This window comes from Streptomyces sp. DvalAA-14, assembly GCF_900091855.1.
Taxonomy (GTDB): domain Bacteria; phylum Actinomycetota; class Actinomycetes; order Streptomycetales; family Streptomycetaceae; genus Actinacidiphila.
The window spans coordinates 1-14,655 of sequence record NZ_FMCH01000142.1 but is presented as its reverse complement, the minus strand read 5'-3'; the positions used below and the strand labels follow the sequence as shown (position 1 = coordinate 14,655).

Genomic DNA, 14,655 nt, shown 5'->3' with positions numbered 1-14,655 from the left:
ACAGCGTCGTCCTGACGACCCCGCCCCTACGAGGGCGACAAGACCACCTTCCACTGGACGACCGACGCGCCCGACCCGAAGAACTGGATCGGCGTCTACGACGGCAGCCGGCTGCCCGGCGTCGGCTCCTCGCTGGTGTGGGACTACACCCCCGCCCCGTCCGGTGACCTCACACTGGACACCTCCGGGCTGACCGGCGGGCCGTACACCGCCTATCTGCTGGCCAAGGACGGCTACGGGATCCTGGCCCGCACGGCCCCGTTCACCTTCACCGCCCGGCCGGTCGTCCCGCGCCCGCACGCCGTGGTGGACGCCCTCACCACCGCCGCGCAGCCGGCCGGCGCCGCCTTCTCCGTCGCGCTGGGCGGGCTGTGGATCAGACCGGAGGGCAACGCGGCCGGCACCGCGGCCTTCACCCGCGTCAGCGGGGACCCGTGGCTGTCGGTGGCCGCGGACGGCACGGTCAGCGGCAGGGCGCCGGTCCTCGCACCCAGGGCCCCGGGCCGCGTGGTGGTCGCCGTCACCGACAGCGCGGTGGGCCGCGACACGGTCACCGTGCAGGTGCCGGTGCTCGCCGGCCGGGACCGGCCGCAGCTGAAGGTGGCGACACTGAACCTCTGGGACGCCGGCGCGCACATCGACGGTTTCCTGGAGAAGCAGCTGCGGCTGGTGCTCACCCAGGGCCTCGATGTCGTCGCCCTGCAGGAGAGCGGCGCCACCGGCGCGCAGGACCTGGCCGGGGCACTGGGCTGGCACGCCTACCAGGCGGCCGGCGGTCTCGGCATCGTCAGCCGCTATCCGCTCACCGATCCCGTCGGGCCGACCGCCGCGCTGCCGGCCGCCGCCGCGACCGTGCGCCTGGCCGGCGACCGCACGCTGCGGCTGTGGACGGCCCAGCTGGACGAGGCCGGCTACGGACCGTATGCCCTGCTCGCGGGCAGCACCGCCGCGCAGGTCGAGGCGGCCGAGAAGCTCACGCTCCGCTACCGGCAGGCCGGGACCCTGGTGGCCGCGATGCGGCGCGACCTGGCCTCCCGGACCCCGGTGGTGCTGGCGGCCGGCCTCGCCTCGCCCTCGCACCTGGACTGGACGAGCCGGACCGCGTCCGCGCACGGCGGCGTGGGCCGGGTCCGCTGGCCGGTCACCTTGACCCTGGAGCAGGCCGGTCTGACCGACGCCTACCGCGAGGCCAACGCCAATCCGGCCAAGGCCCCCGGTATCACCTGGTCGCCGGTGCGGCCGGTGCACGACGGCGGCGGCGCCGAGCCGCAGGACCGGATCGACCAGGTCCAGTACGCCGGCGCGCTGAAGGTGGTCGAGGCGCACAGCCTGTTCACCGGCTGGCCCCAGGCGGTGCCGGGCACCGCCGCCAACGGCTGGCCCTCCGACCACGCGGCGGCCGTCGTCACCTTCTCCCTGTCCGCCCGCGGCTGACTCCGAACCACCCGAAGGAACTTGTTGCCATGACAGAGATCAGCCGCCGCGCCTTCATCGGCGCCACCGCGGCGGCCGGCGCGGCCGCCACCGGACTTCCCGGCATGACCGGCACCGCGCAGGCCGACGACCACCAGCAGGACGACCGGCACGGCAGCGTCGCCGATGTGCAGCACGTGGTGATCCTGATGCAGGAGAACCGGAGCTTCGACCACTACTTCGGCACCCTGAGCGGGGTGCGGGGCTTCTCCGACCGCCAGTCGGTGGTCTTCCCCGACGGCGACCCGGTCTTCCGCCAGCCCGACCGCGGCCGCCCCGAGGGCTACCTGCAGCCCTTCCGGATGGACACCACCCGGTACAACGCGCAGAACGCCGCCGGCCTCGACCACGGCTGGGACAGCGGCCACAGCGCGGTCGACGGCGGCGCGATGGACAAGTGGGTCACCGCCAAGGGCGAGCGGACCATGGGCTACTTCGCCCGCCAGGACATCCCCTACCAGTACGCGCTGGCCGACGCCTTCACCGTCTGCGACGGCTACTTCTGCTCGCTGAACGGGCCCACCGACCCCAACCGCCTCTACCTGTGGACCGGCACCGCCGGGCCGGGTGTCGACGGGACCGCCGGCCCGTTCACCGACAACACGGTGGTCACCGAGAACCCGGTGGCCGACTGGACCACCTACGCCGAGCGGCTGGAGAAGGCGGGCGTCAGCTGGCGCGTCTACCACAACCCGGACGGCTCCGACGACCGCAACGGCGACTACGACGACAACGCGCTGTCGTACTTCAAGCAGTTCCACGCCTTCGCCGAGGACGACCCGCGCTACGTCAACGCGATGACGAAGTTCGACCTGACCGCCTTCGACCAGCACTGCAAGGACGGCACCCTGCCCACCGTCTCCTGGCTGGTGGCGCCCTACCTCTTCTGCGAGCACCCGAACGCGAGCCCGGACTACGGCGCCCACTGGGTGGACACCGCGCTGCAGTCGCTGTTCTCCAACCCCGACGTGTGGAAGAAGACCGTCTTCCTGCTGATGTACGACGAGAACGACGGCTACTTCGACCATGTGATCCCGCCGTTCCCCGAGCCCGGCACCAAGGACGAGTTCGTGGACGGCAAGCCGATCGGGCTGGGCAGCCGGGTGCCGCTGTGGGCCGTGTCACCGTGGTCGCGCGGCGGCTGGGTCAACTCCCAGGTGTTCGACCACACGTCGGTGGTGCGCTTCCTGGAACAGGTCACCGGTGTGCGCGAGCCCAACATCAGCGACTGGCGGCGCCAGGTCTGCGGCGACCTCACCAGCTGCTTCGACTTCACCAGGCCCGACTACTCCATCCCCGCGCTGCCCGACACGGTGGCCCTGATGGCCAAGGCGGATGCCAACAGCTCACTGCCGGCCGTGACGGTGCCGGCGCAGCAGACCATGCCCGTGCAGGAGGAGGGCGACCGGCGGCACCGGGCGCTGCCGTACCAGCCGTGGGCGGATGTGTCGGTCGACCGGGCCACCGGCAAGGTCACCTGCACGCTCACCAATGACGGCTCCGTCGGCTTCCACTTCACCGTGCTGCCGAACGTCGTCCTGCCCTTCACGGGCACGCCGTTCACCGTCCCGCCCCGCTCGTCGCGCACCTATGTGTGGGACGCCGCCGCGACCGACGGCCGCTACGACTTCACCGTGCACGGCGCCGACGGCTTCGTCCGCCGCTTCGCGGGCACGGTCGTGCGCCAGGGCCAGGACGACGTGGCGGTGCCGTCGGTCCGGGCGGCGCTGAAGCGGGCCGGGCGGCCGGAGACCAGCTCGGTCGAACTGTCGCTGCGCAACGACGGCGCCGCCGACGTGGCCTTCACGATCACGCCGAACGACTTCGGGGGCCGCACCCAGACGGTCTGGGTCCGCTCCGGCGACCACTCCCGGCTGAGCTGGCGCACCGACAACGGGCGCTACGACGTCACCGTCACGGCGGGTACCGGCACCCGCTTCGCCCAGCGCTATGCGGGGACGGTGCACCCGGCGTAACGCCTGCGCCAGGCGGGACCGGGCCGGATCGCCGCCCGGTCCCGCCTGACCGGTCCCGCCGCCGCTCCCGCCTGCCCGGTCCCGCCGCCGCTCCGCCCGTCCGGCGTGCCGCCGGATTCAGCCGTCGTCTTCGAGTTCCTGCTCGATCGGCGGCTTCGGCGCATCCCGCAGATACTGCGACAGATGCGGCTTGCCGCCCTCACGGGCCTGCTCGGCGCGTTGAGCGGGGCTGAGACCGAGGCCGTCGGCGGGATCGACCGTCACGGAGCGGACGACCTCCTGCCGGTTGTCGTACTCCTCCGGCGCGATGGCGCGCAGTGCGGCGACCACCTCCGCCGGGGCGCCCGAGGCACGGGCCGCCCGCATCAGTGCGTCCTTGTGGGCCGGGAAGTCGACGTCCTTGATGGCGTCGACCACTTGCCGGGTACTGGTTGCTCGAGCCATGGCTCCTTCTTCCCGCGGATCCGGTGTCCCCCACGGCTAACCCGGCATAACGCGACAAAACGCATCCACGGGCAAAGAAATTCTGGCCGGCGGCACGGGCGGGCGAGGACGCCGGCGCGTCCCTGGGCCGACCGCTCGCCGCCGGCCGGTCCATGGTCGTGTGACGCGGAGGGGGCCGCTCCCGCGCGCGCGGGAGCGGCCCCGGTCTCACGGGCCCGTCCGGTCTTCCGGGCCGGCGGTCAGTGCCCGCTGCCGCGGCGGTGGTCCCGGCCGGAACGGTCGCGGTCGGCGGACCGGTCGGGACCGAAGGAGCGGCTGTCGACGGACCGTCCGTGGCGGTCGCGCAGGGTGGCGGTCTCCGACCGGCTGTCCCACACGTACCCGCGGCGGCCCTGGTACACGTCGTGTGCGGTGTTCCGGCCGGCGCCGGTGTGGACCCGCACCGACTGATGTCCGCCCAGGGTCAGGTGGTGGAAGGAGTAGGTGTGGCGGTCGCGGTCCGACAGGGTCCAGCCGTCGAGGTCGACCGCACGGCGGCCGGTGTTGGTGACGGTGACCCACTCCGCGTCCAGCGACCGGACGGCGCGGTCGTGCCGGTCGGGACTGTGGATCGCGCCCACCACGACGGACGGACGCTGCGGGAGGTGCCGCCCGTGGTCGGCGGCGCTCGCCGGCGCGACCGCGGCCGCGAGGAGTGCGCCGGAGGCCAGCATCGAGCCGGCGGCCAGGCGGATGGCGAAACGGGACATGAAGATCCCCCTTCATGCGGGGGCACGGCGTGCGAAGCCGTGCCCAAGTGATGCGAAACCCCGGCATGGGCCGAGGACCACCACTGTGGGCTGTCCCCCGTCGTCACCGTGGACGCATCGCCCTGTGTTACAAAATCAGGACATATACGTACGTCTGACGGCTCGTTGCCCGGTGCACAGGTACGGGCACCCCGCGGAAGGAAGCAGCGCGCCTGCCCGCCGTCGCGCCGGTGGCCGGCTTCACCACGGTGGAGCAGCCCGCCGCGGGCGGTAGCGGTACCGCGCACGGCATCGCCGGTGGGTTAGCCTGGCGCCCCATGGAGCGATGGGGCGCGGATCTGTACGGGGATCCCTGCCGGGACTGCGGATTCGCCTGGCCGCGGGATCCCGGCGCGGCGGTGCGGCGGGTCGAGGAGCTCCCGGCTCGGTTCTCCGACCTGCTGGCGGGCCGTGACGGCCGCGAACGCCATCCCGAACTGGCCTGGAATCCGGCGGGTTACGTCAGCCACGTCACGGACAACCTGCGCGCCTGGGCGGAACGCCTGGCCGGCGCCCGGCTGGCCGGCGCGGTCGCCGTGACGGGCTACGACCAGGACCTGCTGGCCCGCGCCCGCCGCTACAACGACATCGCGCCCGCGGCGGCGCTGTGGTCCCTGGAGGGCGCGGTCCACGCCTGGGCGCGGTGCGTGCCGGCCGCGATCGAGGAGCAGGTGGTGCTGCGGCACGACACGCGCGGCCCCCAGCGGGCCGAGGACGTGGCCCGGAACAACGCGCACGACGGCGTGCACCACCTGTGGGACGTCCGCCGCATCCTCGCCCACACCGACGGACACCCCCGCCCGTGACCCCTGTCCGCGAGGCCGCCGTTGGCCCCTCCCGCGACCCCGCCCCCGCCCAGGCCCGGTGGAAGCGCTAGGCGAAGCCGCCGTTGCTCATCAGCAGCTGGCCGTTGACCCACTGGCCCTGCGGCGAGCAGAGGAAGTCCACCAGATGGGCGGTGTCCCGCGGGGTACCGAGGCGGCCGAGCGGGGTGCCGCGCAGCACCTGGTCCCGTACCTCCCCGGACATCCAACCGGTGTCCACCGGCCCCGGGTTGACGGCGTTGGCGGTGACGCCGAGGTGTGCGAGTTCGCGGGCGGCGGCCAGGGTGATGCGGTCCAGGGCGCCCTTGCTGGCGCCGTAGGGGAGATTGCCCACCGTGTGGTCGCTGGTGAGGCCGATGACGCGTCCGGCGCCGTGGACGCCGGCGAAACGACGGCCGAATTCCCGGATCAGCAGCCAGCTGGCGCGGGCGTTGACCGCGAAGTGGCGGTCGAAGCTCTCCACGGTGGTGTCCAGCAGGCCGGAGTCGACCGACTCGCAATGTCCCATCACCAGCGCGGTGACCCCGCCGAGCCGGCGTTCGGCCTCGTCGAAGACGCGGGCGGGGGCGTCGGGGTCGGCGAGGTCCGCCTCGATGGCCGCGCCGGCCGCGCCGTGTCCGGCCAGGGCGGCGGTGATCGCGTCGGCCGCGCCGGGCTCGGCGCCCCAGGGCATCCGTCGGTCGTAGGGGGTCCAGTACGTGAAGGCGATGTTCCAGCCGGACGCGGCGAGCCGGTACGCGATGGCAGCACCGATACCGGCGGTGCGGCCGACGCCGGTCACCAACGCCAACGGCCGCTGCCGGTCGGCGACATGCTTGTCCTCGGAGGTCGTCACACGACGGGATCGTTCGCGACGAGCGCCGCGGACGCAACCGATTTGGGGCCCGAGATTTCCCAACCCGGCGGTAATAAAAGCGGTGCCGGTGCACGCGTCGTGCGCAATTCGCATCCGATCACCGAGCCCCGCACATTTCGGACCATACGCCTTCGGCGCGGGGGGCCCCGCCTTGACGCTCGCGAAGCGCAACCCTAGAGTCCTAGCTGGCCGCATGGAATGCGAACCCCCCACTTTTGTCCGATCGGGATATGTTCCGCACCGGATGACATTCCATTTCGTGACCGCCGCGACGAACCCGCCGAGCTGTCGAGCCTGCGGATGATGACGCGTAATCGTGGCGACCGCGAATCATCCAGAAAGGTACGCAGTTGACGACCACCGCAGTCAAACCGCGCCGGCACCGGGCCGGCGCGGCGGTGGCGACGATCGTTGTCGCCTCCGCCTTCGCGCTGGTGGGGATACGGATGGCAGACGGTGCCACCCTCCCCGCCGGCCACACCGCGGCGGCCCCTCGGGCCACCGCCGCGGCCGCTGCCGACAGCGCCGGGGCCACCACCCCCTTCACCACCTACGAAGCCGAGAGCGGCACCCTCGGCGGTGGCGCCCAGACCGTGTCACTGACCGCCGCGCCGACCAACCAGTACGCCACCGCCGCCCTGGAGGCCTCGGGCCACTCATACGTGCACCTGGCCGGCAGCGGGCAGTCCGTGCAGTGGACGAACAATACCGGGCAGCCGGTCAGCGCCATCAACGTGCGCGCCAGCATTCCGGACTCCGCTTCGGGCGGCGGAATCACCGCCACACTCGACCTTTATGTGAACGGCGTGCTGCGCCAGCCGCTGAATCTGAACTCGAAACAGAGCTGGCTCTACGAGGGCAACAACAACTACAACGGCAACGACCAGAATCCGGCCGACGGCGACAGCCGCGACTTCTTCGACGAGTCGCGCACGTTCATCACCGGATCCCCTGTCGCCCCCGGCAGCACGATCTCCCTCAAAAAGGACGCGGCCAACAGCGCGGCGTTCTACGACATCGATTCCGTCGACGTGGAGAATCCGCCGGCGCCGCTCGCCCAGCCCGCCAACTCGATCTCCATCACCAGCTGCGGCGCCGTGGCGGACAACAACCCGACCAACGGGTCCGCCGACAGCCAGGCCGTCGACAGCACCGGGGCGATCCAGAACTGCATCAACCAGGCGCAGTCCCAGGGCAAGATCCTGTGGATCCCGCAGGGCACCTTCTATCTGAAGGGCACCAACGGGCTGCAGGCCAAGGGCATCACCATCGCCGGCGCCGGCCCCTGGTACAGCACCGTCTACCGCTCGGTGCCGCTGCCCAACAACGTCGGCCTCGGCGCGGTCTTCTCGGTCACCTCGTGCACGGTGGAGAACTTCCACATCGACTCCAACGCGACCAGCCGCGCCACCGTCGACGGCGCCGGCGGCGCGATGGACACCACCGGCACCAACTGGGTGGCCGACAACATCTGGAGCCAGCACGTCGAGTCCGGCTTCTGGGCCTCGGGCAGCGGCGGGACGGTCAAGAACAGCCGGCTGACCGCCATTTGGGCGGACGGCATCAATCTCAACAACGTCTCCCTGAACGGCACCACCGGCAACAGCCTGACCGCCACCAACAACTACGTGCGCGGCACCGGTGACGACGCGATGGCGATCAACTCGGTGGCGTACAACGACTACGGCAACGGGAAGATCTACTACACCGCGATGTCCGGTGTGACGCTGACCCACAACAGCCTGATCGCCCCCTGGGGCGGCAAAGGCATCGGCATCTACGGCGGCAGCGGCCATCTCGTCCAGGACAACTACATCAGCGACACGGCCCGCTACATCGGCCTGGGCGCCGGCCGGTTCGGGGTGAACGGCAGCGACCTGCTGGGTGCGACGGTGTCCGGCAACACCGTGGTGCGCTCGGGCGGCAACGCCTACAACCAGGGGCAGCCGGCCCTGCAGATCGGCAACGGCGGCGACGGCCAGAACTCCGGCACCGTCAGCGATGTCACCGTCTCGGGCAACACCGTCAGCGGCGCGGTGTACGACGCGGTGGGCTTCTCCACCTCGACCGGCACCGAGCTGCAGGACAACACCATCGTCTCGCCGTGGCGCAACGGCATCGTCGTCTCGCCGCCGTTCTACCCGGCGCCGACCGGCTCCGCGACCCTCACCGGCAACAGTGTCACCGGACTGCGCTCCGGCGCCTCGGCGTTCACCAACAACTCGGCCGGCTTCACCGCGACCGCGAGCGGCAACAGCTGGCAGGGCGGCTCCACGCCCGAGGCGCCGTTCCACGGCTCCCCCGCCGCGGTGCCCGGGACCGTGCAGGCCGAGGACTACGACACCGGCGGCCCGGGCGTCGGCTACTCCGTCGCGTCGACCAACGGGAGCGGCAACGGCTACCGGGCCGACGGCATCGATCTGGAGACCACCGCGGACTCCGGTGGCGGCTACGACCTCGGCTGGACCGGCGGCGCCCAGTGGTTCCGCTACACGGTCAGCGCGGCCGCCGCCGGGACGTACACGGTGAGCTTCCGGGTGGCGGCTCCCTCCGCCGTCACCGACTCGTTCCACCTGTCCGACGCCACCGGCAAGAACCTGACCGGGGCCGTCGGCATCCCGGCGACCGGCGGCTTCCAGACCTGGACGAACGTCACCGCCACGGTCACGCTGCCGGCCGGCCGGCAGGTGCTGACCCTGGCGGAGGACAACGGCGGCTGGAACGCCAACAGCCTCGCCTTCACCGCGAAGTAGCCGCACCCGCCTTTGCACGCGGCGCCGCCCCCGGGTCGAGGACCCGGGGGCGGCGCTGTCGCTGTCGGACGCGCCGGTGCCTCGGCGGCTCGGCGCCGGCCGGTGGGAGGACCGCGCCGATCAGAACGATTCAACCGAACCGTCGGCCTGCCACGGCCGCGGGAGGCCGGCCGTGGGGTCAGCCGGGCAGCAGATAGCAGGCCTTCACCGTGTTCGGCGCCGGATCCCCGAACACCGCGTTGGTGCACGCGGTACCGCCGCTGAGCGACTTGGTGGTGAAGGTCCCGCCGGCTCCGTAGGCGACCGTTCTGGTGCCGCTGAACGCGCAACTGCCGTTCTCGGCGGCGCAGTAGGCCGATCCGCTGGGACCGGTGGCGACCGGGCCGGTGTAGCAGGACTTGACGAAGCCGAAGTCGGGGTCGCCGAGCGTCGCGTCGTCGCAGGTGGTGCCGCCGGTGACGGTGCGGTAGGTGAAGATGCCGTTGGCGCCGTAGGCCACCGAGCGGGTGCCGGTGAACGTGCAGCTGGCGTTCTGCTGGGCGCACAGGGTGTAGCCGGCCGGCGCGCTGCCGTTCGGGTTGGCGGCGACGGTGAAGGTGCCGGGCTGTACGCCGGTGAGATACACGTAGTCGGCGTCCTGGTGGGCGCCGCCGATCCCGCCGGTGGCGGTGAAGGCCCCGCCGCTCCACACCACTTGGCCGTTGACCGAGACGATCGGACTGGCCGCCCCGTAAGTGGGCACCGCGATGGTGCCGCTGGTGCCGGCCGGCGCGGTCACGCTCATCGCGAACGCGTCGACCCCGCCCTGGCCCGCCCAGGACACCTGCACCGGCCCTTGCGGGGTCGGCGCCCTGCCCTCCGCCCATGCCAGATCGCCGGGATGCGGCTGCACCGACCAGGTCGCGTAGCCCGGGGAGGTCGGCTGGATGCCCAGCACGTAGCCGGACAGGGCGCTGGTCGGGGCGGTGGACCAGCCGTGCGCGAGGCTGGTGCCGGTCCCGAGCCCGGGGGTGCCGTCGGTGCCGGAGACGTTCTCCCACATCGTCCCGGTCGAGTAGGCGCTCGGCGCGATCATGTGGCCCCATACGGCGGCCAGCAACTGCTCGGCGCCGGCGGTGTCGTCGGCCGCCAGCCGGGCCTGGAGTTCGTAGCCGCTGACGAAGGGGCTGACCAGCGGCCGGTTGCCGGTGTCGGAGGTGAAGGGCAGCGGACCGTAAGGGGTGGTCCACAGCTTGGACTTGAGCGAGGCCAGGATCGAGGCGCGGTTCGCGGCGGGCGCGACCGCGTAGAGCACGGCGAGCGCGTTGGCGTCCTGCGCCACGCCGGTGGTCTGGGTGCTGCTGGTGACGTAGAGCCCGGTCGCGTTGTTGAACAGGCGGGTATTGATGGCCGACTTCAGCGCCGCGGCCTGCTGGGTGTAGGTGGCGGCCTGCGCGGACTGGCCCGCGGCGGTGGCGAGTTGGGCGCCGCTGACCAGGGCCTGGTAGTAGAGGACGTTGTACTCGGTGACCTCGCCGGTCTTGTTGCTGTCGTAGAAGTCCCAGTCGGCGCCGTCGTCGGTGGTCGTGCTGAGCAGTCCGTTGCCGTCGAGCTGGGAGGCGTTCCAGGCCAGTTCGTTCTTGACGACCGGCCATTCCTGCTGGATGAAGGCGGTGTCGCCGGTGTAGAGGTAGTAGGACGCCAGGCCCAGCAGCCAGTAGATCGAGTACGAGGCGGAGTAGCTGGTGGTGCTGCCCGCGATCGGCGGCCCGGTGTGCAGGGGTGTCTGCGGCGGCTCGTCGCCGGCCACGAAGCCGCTGGAGAGCTGGTAGGTGCCAAGGAGTTGCAGCGCGCCCTTGAGGTAGGCGGTGTTGCCGACGGAGTAGTACGTGGTGGGGCCCTCGATGTTCAGGTCCCCGCTCCAGATGGCGCGGTCCCGGGTGGCGCCGTCCAGGATGGACGGCAGCGCGTTGGTGCCGGGAACGGTGAAGTCCGCCAGCGCGGAGGTGCTGCTCAGCGGGTTGCTGTAGAGGGTGGCGCCGGAGGATGCCACCACGCTCAGATTGCGGAAGTCGGCCTCCTCGCCGTTGAACTCGCGCAGGCCCACGGTGCCGGCCGGGTAGGCGCGGGTGCCGGCCGGGAAGGACGCGGAGTCGACGGTGGCGACCTTCTGGTGGTCGACGGAGACCGTCACGGTGGTGCCGGCCGTGGTGGTGGTGACGGTGTGCCAGGTGTTCGGCGCCAGGCTCGCGGGCAGCGGCGCGGTGCCGACGCTGGTGTACGTCCCGTCGTGCAGGTCGAACTCCTGCAGGACGTTGGGGGTGCCGGCGGTGTCGCCGGCGGCGTTCAGGATGAACACGTAGCCGTTGTTTGCGTCCTGGCCCCGGACCACCCAGCCGGCCTGGTTGGCGACGATCCTGGTGTCGAAGGTGGTGGTGTAGTCGCCCCAGGAGGCGCCTTGGCGCAGCAGGCCGGCGTTGCCGCCGAAGTCGTCGAGCACGCCGCCGGTCACCGTCCAGTCGCCCGGCAGGGAGCCGGCCGGGGCCGAGTCGAGCTGCGCGGTGTAGGCGCCGTCGTACCAGATGCTGTTCAGCTGGTCGGAGCTGGAGACGAAGTAGCCCTGGTAGCCGTCCGCCGCGGTGCGGTCGGCGGTGTAGTGCAGGCCCGCCGCGCTCAGCGTGAGGGTGCCCGGGGAGGTGAGGGTGATCTCCTCGTAGCGCTCGCCGCCCTGCTCGGAGCGGTTGGTGATCGTCCCCGGGGCGGAGACGGTGTACGCGTCGTGGCGGGCGCCGTCGCCCTCGGCCCACGGGACGGCGCCGTCGCCCGTCGCGGTCAGGTACTGCCGGGCCTGGCTGTAGCCCGCCTGCAGGGTCGGCGAGCCGGTCTCGGCCTGGACGTCGAAGTAGGGCACCCCGCCGGTCATCTTGCCGTAGTCGAGCACAATGGCCGGGGTGGCGCCGCCGGCGGCCAGCGTCAGCGTGGCGGTACCCGACCCGCCGCACACCAGGTTCTGCGCGCCGCTGACACCGCCCGAGGTGCTCACCACCGCGGCCGGGCAGATCGTCGCGCTCGACGGCGCCTGGACGTAGCTCTGCCAGTCGGGCGCCGACGGCCACGGCGTGACCGCCGCCGCGGTGGCGGCGGCGGACGCCGGTTGGGCGGGTGCCCAGGCGAGGAGCGCCAGCACGCAGCCCAGGGCCGCGACGCCGCGGCGGCGCCCGCGGACACGCCGTTCAGTGATCATGGTCGGCTCCAGTGGGGGGAGGAGTGGGCACGCATGAACCAACTGATCTGAATCGTTTCATTTCGCTGTACTGCCGATGACAGTAGGGACTGGCGGGGCGCGGGTCAATGACTTGCGCGAGGTCCGCACGAAGCGGGCGGGCCGAAGCGGTTGGCGTGCGTCAGGGGGCGGGCGCCAGGTCGTCGGCGGTGAGGAGCGACCCGCCCGTTGGCACGGAGCCCGGGACTCACGGCGGCCGCGGGCCGTCCGCGGGTGGGGCGGGGCCGGTCAGGCGGCGGAGCGGTGGAGGCGTTCGGCGGCTTCCTGGGCGAGGCGCCGCACCGCGGGGTCGGCGGCGCCGCGGGTGACGGACTTCTTGGCGTTGAAGGCGCGGTGCCAGAGCCCGGCGGCCCAGTACGCCTCCTGCTCCGGCGCGGACCAGGAGGCGTGCCTGGCCCGCTGGTAGGCCGCCAGGAAACGCCCGGACTCCTCGATGCCGGCGTCCGGCAGCGCCGCGCCGGCGATCGTCGCCTCCGGCAGGGCCACCACGCTGTCCCAGTCGTGCACGACGCACACCTCACGGCCGCGCCAGGCGACGTTGTGCGCGTCCCAGTCGGCGTGGCCGATCACCGGCGGCCCGTCGACGGCGGCCAGGCGGCGTCGTAGGCGCCGCGCGAGATCGTCCAACCAGGCCGGTCCGGCCTGGGCGTTCAGGTCCGCGTCCATGTCGTCGGGCACCGGCCACAGGCCGGCGCCCGCGTGCCGCCAGCCCACCCAGGGCGGCTCGGGCGCGAGCGGGGGCACCCGGTCCGGGGCGGGCGCCAGGGCGACAAGGCGGGCCAGGGCGCGCGCGTAGGACTCCGCGGTGTCGGCGGCCGGGTCCAGGGCGGACCCGCCGCCGACGTACTCCTCCGCGGTGGCCTCGAACGGCCCGAGCGGGAACGGGCCGGCCAGCGGCCTCGGGCAGGGATACCCCGCCTGCCACAGGGCGTGCTGAACGGCGGTGCACCCGGCGATCCGAGCCTCGGGCGGGCGGCACTTCACCACCACCCGCCGTCCGCCGGCCAGGTCAAGCACCACGACCACGGACAGGTGCCGGGTACGGGACACCTCGCGCACCGCGGACACGCCCAGATGATCCCGGCACCAGGCGTTCAGCGCCTCGAAATCCACCGCCTGCCCCGTCACCCCCGCGACCCTACCCGGGGACGGCCGCCCCTCGGCGCGACGGTCGGGGCGTCCCCGCTCGGCCGTCGCGGCAAGGCCCGCCCGGGCGGCCGGGTCCGCGCGGGATCGGGGGAACTGCGAGCGCCGGCACCGGCGTTGATGTGGGAAACTGTCGTCAGCCGGTCGCGGGCGGGGGGTTGGCCGCGGGGGCGATCGAGAGGAGCGCAGTGTGACGCAGAACGGCTTCCGCGCCGAGGAGATCGACACCAGCAGGCCGCATCCCGCGCGGATCTACGACTACCTGCTGGGCGGCAAGGACAACTACCAGGTCGACCGCGAGGCCGGCGATCAACTCGCCTACGCGGCGCCCGAGGTACGGATCGGCGTGCGCGCCAACCGCGCCTTCCTGCAGCGCGCCGTGCGGCACGTGGTCGGCAGCGGCGTCCGGCAGATCCTCGACATCGGCACCGGGCTGCCCACCTCGCCCAACGTGCACGAGACGGCCCAGGAGATCGCGCCCGACATACGCATCGCCTATGTCGACAACGACCCGATCGTGAACACCTACGCGAACGCGCTCCTCAGCCCTTCCGGCGCGACCAGCATCGTGCTCGCCGACGTGCGCGACCCGCGGGCCGTCGTGGAGCACCCCGACGTCCGCCGGGTCATCGACTTCGACCAGCCGGTCGCGCTGCTCCTGGTCGCCATCCTGCACTTCCTCACCGACGCGGAGCAGCCCGAGCAGGTCGTCGCCACCCTGCGCGACGCGCTGCCGGCCGGCAGCTTCCTGGTGCTCTCCCACGCCACGGGTGACTTCGCCGACCGCAGCGATGCACAGGCCGTCTACAAGAACGCCACCGCCACGTTGAACCTGCGGTCCAAGGCCGGGGTCGAGCGGTTCTTCGACGGTTTCGAGCTGATCGAGCCCGGCCTGGCCCAGGTTCCGTTCTGGCGCCCGGACGCGACGCCGCCGCCCAAATCCCGCGAGATCGGCTTTTTATGGCGGCGTGGCGCGCAAGATCGGCTGAGCGGGCGCGTCGGGCGCGCTGGGCGCGCCGGGCGCGCCGGGCTCCCGGCACGGGGCCCTCGGCCGGGCCGCGGGGCCGATACGGCCGCAGTTGCCCCTCCGGGGCGGGGGTGAGGTGCGGGACCGGCCGTGGCTGATCGCGCCG

The 14,655-nt window shown here is 72.5% G+C and carries 9 protein-coding genes and 1 pseudogene; 5 read left to right on the top strand and 5 right to left on the bottom strand.

Translation table 11 applies throughout. The features are described from left to right. The first annotated feature begins 135 nt into the window (after window positions 1-135). Both GA0115240_RS06780 and GA0115240_RS06775 read left to right on the top strand, forming a co-directional pair. Window positions 136-1,434, top strand: a complete 1,299-nt coding sequence (locus GA0115240_RS06780; RefSeq protein ID WP_176724998.1) for a hypothetical protein — start codon at window positions 136-138, stop codon at window positions 1,432-1,434. A gap of 29 nt (window positions 1,435-1,463) precedes the next feature. Continuing rightward, window positions 1,464-3,449 (top strand): phosphocholine-specific phospholipase C, encoded by a 1,986-nt coding sequence (locus tag GA0115240_RS06775; RefSeq protein ID WP_093735746.1) that lies wholly within the window; start codon window positions 1,464-1,466, stop codon window positions 3,447-3,449. 117 nt (window positions 3,450-3,566) lie between these two features. Here the strand turns inward: GA0115240_RS06775 and GA0115240_RS06770 are convergent, their stop codons facing one another. Both GA0115240_RS06770 and GA0115240_RS06765 read right to left on the bottom strand, forming a co-directional pair. Next, complete coding sequence (locus GA0115240_RS06770; protein WP_093735745.1) at window positions 3,567-3,893, bottom strand: DUF2795 domain-containing protein; 327 nt, start codon at window positions 3,891-3,893, stop codon at window positions 3,567-3,569. A gap of 239 nt (window positions 3,894-4,132) precedes the next feature. Next, complete coding sequence (locus GA0115240_RS06765; protein ID WP_093735744.1) at window positions 4,133-4,642, bottom strand: lamin tail domain-containing protein; 510 nt, start codon at window positions 4,640-4,642, stop codon at window positions 4,133-4,135. Window positions 4,643-4,959: 317 nt separating this feature from the next. Between GA0115240_RS06765 and GA0115240_RS06760 the strand changes: the two genes are divergently transcribed. Further along, a complete protein-coding gene (locus tag GA0115240_RS06760) occupies window positions 4,960-5,487 on the top strand; it encodes a hypothetical protein (RefSeq protein WP_141708753.1) in 528 nt (175 codons plus the stop codon). A 67-nt stretch (window positions 5,488-5,554) separates the two neighbouring features. Here GA0115240_RS06760 and GA0115240_RS06755 read toward each other — a convergent pair whose 3' ends face one another. Beyond that, window positions 5,555-6,340, bottom strand: coding sequence for an SDR family oxidoreductase (locus GA0115240_RS06755; RefSeq protein ID WP_256069585.1), 786 nt, complete (start codon window positions 6,338-6,340; stop codon window positions 5,555-5,557). Window positions 6,341-6,711: 371 nt separating this feature from the next. On the opposite strand from GA0115240_RS06755, the gene GA0115240_RS06750 reads away from it, so the two are divergent. Continuing rightward, a complete protein-coding gene (locus GA0115240_RS06750) occupies window positions 6,712-9,114 on the top strand; it encodes a carbohydrate-binding protein (protein ID WP_237554661.1) in 2,403 nt (800 codons plus the stop codon). A 178-nt stretch (window positions 9,115-9,292) separates the two neighbouring features. On the opposite strand, the gene GA0115240_RS06745 is transcribed toward GA0115240_RS06750, so the two are convergent. Next, window positions 9,293-12,337 carry an alpha-L-rhamnosidase-related protein gene (locus GA0115240_RS06745; protein WP_093735741.1) on the bottom strand — a complete coding sequence of 1,015 codons (3,045 nt, stop codon included), beginning with the start codon at window positions 12,335-12,337 and terminating at the stop codon, window positions 9,293-9,295. Window positions 12,338-12,604: 267 nt separating this feature from the next. Next, window positions 12,605-13,504, bottom strand: a complete 900-nt coding sequence (locus GA0115240_RS06740; RefSeq protein ID WP_093735740.1) for a hypothetical protein — start codon at window positions 13,502-13,504, stop codon at window positions 12,605-12,607. A 208-nt stretch (window positions 13,505-13,712) separates the two neighbouring features. On the opposite strand from GA0115240_RS06740, the pseudogene GA0115240_RS06735 reads away from it, so the two are divergent. Then, window positions 13,713-14,511 (top strand): annotated as a pseudogene (locus tag GA0115240_RS06735) (SAM-dependent methyltransferase). Window positions 14,512-14,655: the final 144 nt, after the last annotated feature.